General features: G+C 57.7%; 11 protein-coding genes. 3 read left to right on the top strand and 8 right to left on the bottom strand.

Annotated elements, in window-relative coordinates; all coding sequences use genetic code 11:
* The 8 genes from Q1J88_RS12415 to Q1J88_RS12380 form a co-directional block, all read right to left on the bottom strand.
* Window positions 1-217, bottom strand: a 217-nt coding sequence (locus tag Q1J88_RS12415) for a lipid II flippase MurJ (RefSeq protein WP_301118041.1), incomplete at its 3' end; no start/stop codon positions are given.
* Window positions 218-222: 5 nt separating this feature from the next.
* Window positions 223-981 carry a 3-hydroxyacyl-CoA dehydrogenase gene (locus Q1J88_RS12410; protein WP_301118040.1) on the bottom strand — a complete coding sequence of 253 codons (759 nt, stop codon included), beginning with the start codon at window positions 979-981 and terminating at the stop codon, window positions 223-225.
* A 63-nt stretch (window positions 982-1,044) separates the two neighbouring features.
* A complete protein-coding gene (gene adk, locus Q1J88_RS12405) occupies window positions 1,045-1,698 on the bottom strand; it encodes an adenylate kinase (protein WP_301118039.1) in 654 nt (217 codons plus the stop codon).
* Between the two features lie 85 nt (window positions 1,699-1,783).
* Complete coding sequence (gene kdsB, locus Q1J88_RS12400) at window positions 1,784-2,548, bottom strand: 3-deoxy-manno-octulosonate cytidylyltransferase (protein ID WP_301118038.1); 765 nt, start codon at window positions 2,546-2,548, stop codon at window positions 1,784-1,786.
* On the bottom strand, window positions 2,545-2,784 hold the full coding sequence (locus Q1J88_RS12395) for a Trm112 family protein (protein WP_301118037.1): 240 nt from the start codon (window positions 2,782-2,784) through the stop codon (window positions 2,545-2,547). The genes kdsB and Q1J88_RS12395 overlap by 4 nt, the downstream gene beginning before the upstream one ends.
* A gap of 87 nt (window positions 2,785-2,871) precedes the next feature.
* Window positions 2,872-3,957, bottom strand: a complete 1,086-nt coding sequence (gene lpxK, locus Q1J88_RS12390; protein ID WP_301118036.1) for a tetraacyldisaccharide 4'-kinase — start codon at window positions 3,955-3,957, stop codon at window positions 2,872-2,874.
* Window positions 3,954-4,361 (bottom strand): biopolymer transporter ExbD, encoded by a 408-nt coding sequence (locus tag Q1J88_RS12385; protein WP_301118035.1) that lies wholly within the window; start codon window positions 4,359-4,361, stop codon window positions 3,954-3,956. Before Q1J88_RS12385 ends, lpxK begins: the two co-directional genes overlap by 4 nt.
* Complete coding sequence (locus Q1J88_RS12380) at window positions 4,358-4,993, bottom strand: MotA/TolQ/ExbB proton channel family protein (RefSeq protein WP_301118034.1); 636 nt, start codon at window positions 4,991-4,993, stop codon at window positions 4,358-4,360. Before Q1J88_RS12380 ends, Q1J88_RS12385 begins: the two co-directional genes overlap by 4 nt.
* A 554-nt stretch (window positions 4,994-5,547) precedes the next feature.
* Here Q1J88_RS12380 and xseA point away from each other — a divergent pair.
* The 3 genes from xseA to Q1J88_RS12365 all read left to right on the top strand — a co-directional run.
* Window positions 5,548-6,888, top strand: coding sequence for an exodeoxyribonuclease VII large subunit (gene xseA, locus Q1J88_RS12375; RefSeq protein ID WP_301118033.1), 1,341 nt, complete (start codon window positions 5,548-5,550; stop codon window positions 6,886-6,888).
* Window positions 6,889-6,982: 94 nt separating this feature from the next.
* The gene (gene sodB, locus Q1J88_RS12370) at window positions 6,983-7,561 is read left to right on the top strand and encodes a superoxide dismutase [Fe] (protein ID WP_301118032.1); all 579 of its coding nucleotides are present in this window, start codon (window positions 6,983-6,985) and stop codon (window positions 7,559-7,561) included.
* Between the two features lie 27 nt (window positions 7,562-7,588).
* A partial coding sequence (locus tag Q1J88_RS12365) for an acetyl-CoA C-acyltransferase (protein ID WP_301118031.1) occupies window positions 7,589-8,431 on the top strand: 843 nt, incomplete at its 3' end.

Raw genomic sequence — 8,431 nt, 5'->3', positions numbered from 1 at the left:
TTCGTACTTCGCCCAGAATGGGAACGAAGGCTTGCGAGAATGCGCCTTCGGCGAAGAGTCTGCGCAAGAGGTTAGGAATGCGGAACGCAACCCAGAACGCGTCGGTAAGTGGGCCTGCACCGAAAGAACCGGCGATGAGAATGTCCCGGAACAGGCCCGTGATGCGTGAGCATAAGGTGAGGCCGCTTACCGTGGCGGCCGACCGTATCAAGCTCATGGAGCTTATTTCGGTGCCATGCGAATGGCGCCGTCAAGGCGAATGGTTTCGCCGTTGAGCATTTCATTTGTAATGATGCTGTGTACAAGCTTCGCGTAATCTTCGGGACGGCCGAGGCGGGAAGGGAAGGGAATGCTGGCGGCCAGAGAATCCTGAACTTCCTGGGGCATGCCAAAGACCATGGGCGTACCGAAGATTCCCGGAGCGATCGTCATGCAGCGAATACCGAGCTTTGCCAGATCGCGTGCAATAGGAAGCGTCATGCCGGCAACTCCAGCCTTTGACGCTGAATAGGCGGCCTGGCCGATCTGGCCATCGTAGGCGGCGACGGAAGCAGTGTTGATCAAGACACCTCGCTCGCCCGTGGGTTCCGGCTCGTTCTCGGACATTGCCGCTGCTGCCAGGCGGACCATGTTGAATGTGCCTACCAGGTTGATCATGATGACCTTCTGGAACAGATCCAGAGCGTGTGGGCCGTTCCGGCCGACAGTACGAGAGGCCGGGGCTATACCGGCACAACTGACCAGGCCGAACAAGGGGCCGAGTGCCTTGGCCGCCTCGATGGCCGCCGTTGCATCCGCTTCCTGCGTTACATCGCAATGTACATAGGTCTGTCCCAGTTCTTGCGCCAGCTGTTTGCCGGCTTCGTCCTGAACATCGGCCAGTACCACTTTGGCGCCTTCTTGCGTCAGCATGCGTGCCGTACCGGCACCCAGTCCGGATGCTGCGCCGGTTACCACGAAAACTTTGTTCTTGATCTCCATAACTTCCTCTTGTTGAAGCGGGCGCCAGGCGCCCGTCGTTATTCTGCCCGGGAGAAGGCTGTTTTATTTGAGCGCGTCGGCGATTCGCTGGCGGATTTCTTCCAGCGAGCCAACACCTGAAACCTGCCTGAAGGCGGGTGCGCGCTCGTCGCCGCTATTTGCCCAGCTGGAGTAATAATCCACCAACGGGCGGGTCTGTTGCTGATACACCGACAGACGATGGCGTACGGTTTCTTCGCGATCGTCGTCACGTTGCACCAGTGGCTCGCCCGTGAGGTCATCCACGTCGGGCGTCTTGGGCGGATTGAATGTGACGTGATAGCTGCGCCCGCTGGCGGGGTGGACCCGGCGGCCGCTCATCCGCTCGATGATGTTCTCGTCGGGTACGACGATCTCGATCACGAAGTCGAGCTTCACACCAGCGTCCTTCAGCGCATCGGCCTGCGGGATAGTGCGCGGGAAACCGTCGAACAGATAGCCTTTTTCGCAATCAGGCTCTTTAAGGCGATCACGGACCAGTCCGATGATGATGTCGTCAGAGACCAGTCCGCCGGAGTCCATGATCTTTTTCGCTTCGATGCCAAGGGGCGTCTGAGCCTTGACCGCCGCGCGCAGCATATCGCCAGTTGAAATCTGGGGAATGCCGAATTTTTCTGTAATGAACGCGGCCTGCGTTCCCTTGCCAGCGCCGGGAGGACCGAGCAGGATCAATCGCATGAGTATCTCCAAAGGTGTTTCTGCAGTTTCTGCTTATGCGGCAACGCAGCAAATTTTACAACGTCGGCGCAGCTTCGAGGACGATTTATAACCGATTTACGAAGATGCCGCGTACTCGTTCAAGATCGGCTTCGGTGTCAACACCGGGTGCAGGGTGATCTTCAATACGTAAAACTGCAATCTCAAAACCATTCTCCATGGCTCGCAATTGCTCGAGCGATTCGAATCTTTCGAGGGGCCCTGCGGGCAATTGCGGATATTGCTTCAAAAAGCCGGCCCGGTATGCGTACAGGCCAATATGCTGCATTGCGGGAAGTCCCGCCGCCAGGATGCGCGCACCGTCCGCGAGTGCGTCGCGCGCCCACGGAATGGGCGCGCGAGAAAAATACAGCGCCCGCTGATTTGCATCACAAACGACCTTGACGGCGTTGGGATTGAACAAGGTTTCGCTATCCGTGATGGGTGCCGCGCAGGTGGCGATTGCCACCTGCGGCTGGGCCACCAGCAGTTCAGCGACACTGTCGATGAGCTTCGGGTCAATAAGTGGTTCGTCTCCCTGGACGTTGACCACCACTGCATCGTCTTCCAGCGCCAGGACTTCGACCACTTCCGACAGTCGATCAGTACCGGTGGCATGATCTGTCCGGGTAATCAATGCTTGAAATCCGCTCTGCTCGACGACCTGCCTGATGCGCTCGTCGTCTGTAGCAACAACCACGCGCAGCGCCTTCGACTGCGCAGCCTGCCCGGCCGTCCGCACCACCATTGGTTTGCCGGCAATGTCAAGCAGGGGCTTGTCAGGAAGGCGGGAGGACGATGCCCGGGCCGGGATTACAGCCACAAAGCTCATGACTGCGCGTCCGGCGCCGAAGGAGCCGCGCTGGTGCCGGCGGTGGGTGCCTGTGTTTGCGAAGAGGTTGATGCATTGATGACCCTGGCCTCGCTTTCCAGCATGACCGGAATGCCGTCGCGAACAGGGTAGGCTAATTTATCACTGTTACAGATGAGTTCCTGTGCGGGCCTGTCGTATTGCAATGGGCCCTTGCACAGCGGGCAAACGAGAATATCGAGCAAATGGGATTCCACGGCGATTCCAGATAGATGTCCAATACCAAAGTTTAATGCCTTTGACCGCTTTGAATACGGAACAGATTGTGCTGGGCCGGTGCGGAGTCAGATTTTCATGGCTTCGCCATGTGAGTACTCGACGGCCAACAGTTTCTGTTCCAGCTCGTCCAGCCAGGCAGGATTCGAAAAAATTGCTTCCACATGAACGACCCACACCCTGGGATCATTGAACTGCCGGCACTTGACGGCGTCCTTTGCAGTAATAACGATGACATCTTCGGAAAGGTTCAAGAACGGAGATGCTGAAAAAGGGGCGTGGTCTGGCAACGCCTGTTCAACAGCCACTTCCAGTCCGGCGTCGCGCAGCGTCTGAAAAAAACGTCCGGGCTGGCCGATGGCAGCAACGGCCGCCAATGGTGTCGATCGATACCGGGCTACCCATTCCGTCCATGCAAGCCGCTTGCACGTCGCGAGGTTTTCGGCAAAAGTGGGCTGCAAGCGCATTGAAACGCGCTTTGCGTGCCGGGATTTGCAAAAGGGCACTACTACACCGCGATCGAGCGGCTGACTACCCGTTGCCGCACGGTTGTCTATGATGAAATCCACTTCATCCAGTTTTGAAGCGGGTTCCCGAAGCGGCCCGGCTGGAATCAGCCGCCCATTTCCCAATCCTCGCGCATCCTGAACCACAATTTCGACGTCCCGACTGAGGGCCAGATGTTGAAGGCCGTCGTCTGAGACAACCACATTGACGTCAGGGAAGTTTTTGATCAGCGCCTGCCGCGCCCGGTCGCGCTGTGGATGAACGGCGACCGGCACCCCGGTAGAGGCCGCAATCAGCGACGGTTCGTCTCCAAATTCAGTGGCGGGAAGATCCCCTTGCCCGGTGCGCGGAGAAGGTCCGATCTTGACGCCGTAGCCTCGACTCACCACCCCAGGAGTCCAGCCGCGCGCCTGCAGGCTTTTTATTACCGCCACGACGACAGGTGTCTTGCCTGTTCCTCCGACCAGGATATTGCCCACGACAATTGTGGGCAACGAGGGTAGAGAAGGCGCCAGGCGCGCCCGCCTTTTGCGCGAAGCGACGACGCGGGCGGTTATCCATGACAGGGGTAACAGCAAGGCGCTCAACAAGCCCTTTTTCTGCCACGTGGCATGGATATACGGGGTAAGAAAACTGGCAAGTTTCAAGGTGGACTCTGAACCGCGAAGTGGATACGTTCCATCCCTGCCTGTCGCGCTGCTTCGAGCACTCGCATGACAGACTCATGAGGGCTGTGTGAGTCGGCGCTAATGATCAGCGCCTGATCAGGAGATCGCCGCGCCTGTCGCAGGGCGTTGGAAATATCAATGGTTTGCCCTTGTTCGATAAGCTTGCCGTCCAGTGCATATAAACCCTCGCGACTGATGGAAATATCGAGAGCCTCGAGGTCGGGAGCTTCTGCACTGGCTTCCGGCAGGCTGATCTGAAACTGCTGCATGCGGTTGAACGAGGTGCTTGCCGCCAAAAAAATCAAAATGACCAGCAAGACATCGATGAGGGGAATCAGATTGATGTCGGGTTCATCGTGCCAGGGTTTACGTCTGAAATTCATGGCGCCGCAACTTCAAATGGGCGGGTTCGTTCGTTTTCATCTGCCAGTACCCGATTCAGGATACCGGCCTGGCGTTCCATCTGGTGCAGATAGAACTCAACGCGTGAGCGGAAGTACCGATGAAAGATCAAGGCGGGAATGGCAATCAGAATTCCGAAACCCGTGTTGTACAGCGCCACCGAAATTCCGCGTGCCAGTTGGGCCGGGTCGCCACCTCCGGGAGTGAACGAGGAAAAAATTTCGATCATGCCCACCACGGTGCCGAACAGACCCAGCAGAGGGGCGACCACCGCAATGGTGGATAAAGCGGGTATGTAACGGTCGAGTTCATGCGCTACGTCGCGACCGGCTTCCTCAATCGCTGCCGTGCGATAGTCGCTCGATTCGCCTCTGACTGCCACCACCTCGGCCAGCACCCGACCCAGCGGCGAACTGCCCGCCAGACGTTGCAAAGTTTCTTTGCTGCCGCCACCACGGCGGGCGACCTCTACTACCCGGTCAAACAGGCCGCTAGGCAGCACTCGACCGCGCCGCAGGCTCAGGAAGCGTTCAATAATGAGTGCCAGCCCCAGCACCGAGGTAATGATAAGGAACCAGATTGGCCAGCCGGCTTCATCAATCATCTGCAGCAAAATGGTATCTCCGCCCTAATGTGCTTATATTGCCAACCATTTTACGGTGCCAGAACCCAAATTGGAAAAAGCTGATTCCCAAGCTCCGATCCGCTTTGAAATAATTTGTCGCAAACGGCGATTTTGCTCGTTCCCAGGGGTGAAAATGGCGTGGATGCACGCTCTCAACGGTCTATCCACAGAAACTGTGGATAATTCTGTGTATAAAGCTTGGGAGTCGCGCATTACATCGGCCTTAGAGGTTCAGTGGTCATTTTTAGCTCGTTTGTATATTTTAAATTAACTGCATATAAATCAATGGCTTATGCTTATATTCTAAAGCGGGTCCGAAGAAGTCGGCCTAATTTGATTGATATTTCAATGATTTGACAGAGGCTTGACATTTGTGGAAAGCAGAGATCCCCAAGTCGACTTTTCTGCCGCAAAATGGCTCAGATAGCGCCAAATCCCGGCCAGCCGCTTTTGGCCGTGTAGCCATTCTCATTAGCGGCCGTGTGGTGGGTCTTTTGCTATAGTTGTTTCTTTTTGTTCACCCCTGGATTGGTATCTGGCCCATGTCCGCAACCTCCCTTCGAGGCGACCTTGTCCTTTCGGTTTCGCAACTCAATCGCCAGGTTGGCGGGCTCCTGGAAGCCAATTTTGCACAAGTGGCCGTTCGCGGCGAAATTTCGAATTTCACCAAGGCGGCGTCCGGGCACTGGTATTTCACCCTGAAGGATGATGCGGCTTCAGTACGAGCCGTCATGTTCCGGAGTCGGGCTGTGACGGTGGGCTTCATTCCAGCGCCCGGCGAACGCGTGGAACTGCGGGCGAGCGTTACCCTGTACCAGGCCAGGGGTGAATACCAGTTGCAGGTCGAGGCCATGCGTCGCGCGGGCCAGGGCGACTTGCACGAGGCGTTCCTTGCACTCAAGGCAAAACTCGGTAACGAGGGCCTGTTCGATTCTGAGCGCAAGCGACCCATTGTGCCGGTGCCCCGCTCGATTGGCGTCGTTACATCGCTGGCAGCTGCAGCCTTGCGGGATGTCCTTACCGCCATCCGTCGCCGGGCTCCCCATGTCAGAGTAATCATTTACCCGGCGCCTGTGCAGGGTGCCGAAGCCGCAGCCCGGCTCTGTCAGGCAGTTGGCGCAGCCATTGCCCGGAATGAAGTCGATACGATTCTCCTGGTACGGGGCGGTGGCAGCCTGGAAGACCTATGGAGTTTCAACGACGAGACGCTGGCCCGACTTATCGCCTCCAGTCCGATTCCTGTCATCAGTGGGGTTGGACATGAAACCGATTTCACAATCACCGATTTTGTAGCCGATCTCAGGGCACCAACCCCGACCGCCGCCGCAGAGCTCGCGTGCTTGCCACGTCAGGCATGTCTCGAGCGGGTAAACATGGCCTTGCAGGCCATGGCTGTTCAACAACGGCGCTGGTTTGAGCGGGCGTCTTTACGTCTGGACCGGGCAGTCGGCATGCTGGTGTCTCCCCAGCAGAGACTTGATCGCCAGCGCGAACGCCTGCAGTCGCTCCGGATCCGTCTGGTGCGTGCTGCGGACGGCCACCATCATAAGCAGGCCGGTCGACTGGCCATGGCCACAGCACGCCTGCGTCACCGGTCGCCCGATCTGGACGCTGCACGTCGCGAACTTCGGGGCGCTATTGGCCGGCTGACTCTTTGCGCGCCGCAATTGCTTACCTTGCGCCGGTCAAGGCTGGCCTCGTTGCAGCAGACATTGCAGGCACTCAGCCCCCGCAACATTCTGGACCGCGGGTACGCTATCGTTCGTGACGAGCAAGGGGGGCTGGTGAAAAATGCGTTAGACTTGAACAGGGGTGATCGACTCGTCCTCGAATTTGCGAAGGGCGGGGCCGATGTCGAAGTCATTCAACCCAGACAAAAATAAACGTCGTCCTCGCAAGCCCGTTAAAAAGCCCCATACAATAATGGGCTGCGTCAGGTTTTTCTTAGTCAACAAGCTTTTTTGAAGGATACAGACCATGGCTTTTGAGCTTCCTCCTCTTCCTTACGCGATCGATGCGCTGGCTCCCACCATCTCGCAGGAGACCCTCGAGTATCACTACGGCAAGCACCATCAAGCGTATGTGACGAACCTCAATAATCTCATCGCTGGCACCGAGTTCGAGTCCGCATCGCTTGAAGACATCATCAAGAAATCCTCGGGCGGCATTTTCAATAACGCTGCTCAGGTCTGGAACCACACCTTCTACTGGAACAGCCTGTCGCCCAACGGTGGCGGTGAACCCTCCGGCAAGCTGGCAGAGGGCATCAATGCCAAGTGGGGCAGTGTGGCTGCATTCAAGGAAGCGTTCAACAAGTCGGCTGCCGGCAACTTTGGTTCAGGCTGGACCTGGCTGGTCAAGAAGGCTGATGGTTCGCTCGACATCGTCAATACCAGCAACGCTGCTACGCCGCTCACCACCGACGACGTGCCTCTGCTTACCTGTGACGTCTGGGAACACGCTTACTACATCGACTACCGTAACGCGCGTCCCAAGTATCTCGAGAACTTCTGGAACCTCGTCAACTGGGATTTCGCTGCCAAGAATCTCGGTTAAGTCGATTGCTGTACAGGCCTGCTCATCATGACTACACATGCTTTTATATGCGATGCCATTCGCACCCCCTTCGGCCGCTACGGCGGCTCATTGTCGTCTGTTCGTGCCGACGACCTGGGCGCCGTGCCCATCAAGGCGCTGATGCAGCGCAACCCCAATGTTGATTGGAGCCAGCTCGACGACGCCTTGTATGGCTGCGCCAATCAGGCCGGCGAAGACAACCGCAACGTCGCGCGCATGTCGCTGCTGCTGGCAGGTTTGCCGGTAAGCGTACCCGGCGCCACCATCAACCGCCTTTGCGGTTCGGGTCTGGACGCTGTGGGTAGCGCCGCCCGCGCTATTCGCTCGGGAGACGCCAAGTTCGTGCTCGCCGGCGGGGTAGAAAGCATGAGCCGTGCACCATTCGTGATGGGCAAGGCCGAAACCGCATTTTCCCGTCAGGCTTCGATCGAGGACACCACCATTGGCTGGCGCTTCGTGAACAAGCTCATGAAGGAAAAATACGGCATTGATTCCATGCCGCAAACCGCCGAGAATGTCGCCGACGATTTCAAGGTGTCTCGCGAAGACCAAGACCTTTTCGCACTGGCCAGCCAGAACAAGGCAGCTGCTGCGCAACAGGCCGGCCATCTGGCCGGGGAAATCACCGCCGTCACCATTCCACAACGCAAGGGTGATCCTTTGGTCGTCGACACCGACGAGCACCCCCGCCAGACCAGCCTCGAGGCCCTGGCCAAGCTCAAGCCGATCGTACGCCCTGATGGCACCATTACCGCCGGTAATGCATCCGGAGTAAACGACGGCGCCTGCGCTTTGCTGCTTGCATCCGAAGAAGTTGCCAAGCAGCAGGGGCTGACCCCCCGCGCACGT

Origin of the sequence: Pusillimonas sp. (assembly GCF_029263785.1) — a bacterium.
GTDB lineage: Bacteria > Pseudomonadota > Gammaproteobacteria > Burkholderiales > Burkholderiaceae_B > Pusillimonas.
Note: the sequence above shows the minus strand (reverse complement) of the source record. Positions and strands in the feature narration are given on the sequence as shown.

Bases quoted from the DNA above. Each gene is read 5' to 3' on its own strand.
- Q1J88_RS12410 (WP_301118040.1), bottom strand. From the start codon at position 981: ATGGAGATCAAGAACAAAGTTTTCGTGGTAACCGGCGCAGCATCCGGA.
- adk (WP_301118039.1), bottom strand. From the start codon at position 1,698: ATGCGATTGATCCTGCTCGGTCCTCCCGGCGCTGGCAAGGGAACGCAG.
- kdsB (WP_301118038.1), bottom strand. From the start codon at position 2,548: ATGAGCTTTGTGGCTGTAATCCCGGCCCGGGCATCGTCCTCCCGCCTT.
- Q1J88_RS12385 (WP_301118035.1), bottom strand. From the start codon at position 4,361: ATGAATTTCAGACGTAAACCCTGGCACGATGAACCCGACATCAATCTG.
- xseA (WP_301118033.1), top strand. From the start codon at position 5,548: ATGTCCGCAACCTCCCTTCGAGGCGACCTTGTCCTTTCGGTTTCGCAA.
- sodB (WP_301118032.1), top strand. From the start codon at position 6,983: ATGGCTTTTGAGCTTCCTCCTCTTCCTTACGCGATCGATGCGCTGGCT.